General features: G+C 60.3%; 2 pseudogenes. Both read right to left on the bottom strand.

Features of this window, described 5'->3' with window-relative positions:
* Window positions 1-139: 139 nt before the first annotated feature.
* Window positions 140-256 (bottom strand): annotated as a pseudogene (locus tag J8I34_RS34305) (IS110 family transposase); the annotation flags it as partial.
* Window positions 255-590: pseudogene (locus J8I34_RS34310) on the bottom strand (IS66 family transposase zinc-finger binding domain-containing protein); the annotation flags it as partial. The pseudogenes J8I34_RS34310 and J8I34_RS34305, both read right to left, overlap by 2 nt.

Raw genomic sequence — 590 nt, forward strand, 5'->3', positions numbered from 1 at the left:
TTGGGTGGAGTCTTCAGATTAACGCGTCAGCCTCTCGTGACGCTGACGTTCGCTGGAGGTATTTCAGCGGCCTGTTAGGTCATCAAAGTCAACGTCGCAAAACCAGAACTAACAAATGAACTAGTGAGGTCGGTGACCTTCAGTTCGCCGTGGCCACCGGGATTCGGTAATCACTGCGGCGGTACAGCACCGCCCACGCTATCCTTGCAAGCTTATTGGCCAAGGCACACGCGACGACGTTTGAATGACGCCGCGAGCGGAAGGTGATCCGCGAACTTTGAGACCAGCACGTGAGCCAGCAGTCCCGGGCCAGCCATGCCTCGCTCGATGGGACGGCTCGGCGCAGCAGCTTGGGCGATGTGATCACAGCACGAACATGCCAGCTTCGGTCGCCCATGGCGGATGACCCGGAAGCTCGCCGGCACATATTCGAGCTGTTCGGAGACGTCCTCGCCAAGCTGCTTCATCGGCGCGCCGCATGCCGTGCAGGTGTCACGTGATTCGGGCCAATGGGTCTGGATCTCGCGCGGCAGGTGTTCTGGCAACGGCTTACGTTGTACCTGTTCCGGTGCCGTACGCGGCGTCCTGGA

This window comes from Cupriavidus phytohabitans, from assembly GCF_017815025.1.
GTDB lineage: Bacteria > Pseudomonadota > Gammaproteobacteria > Burkholderiales > Burkholderiaceae > Cupriavidus.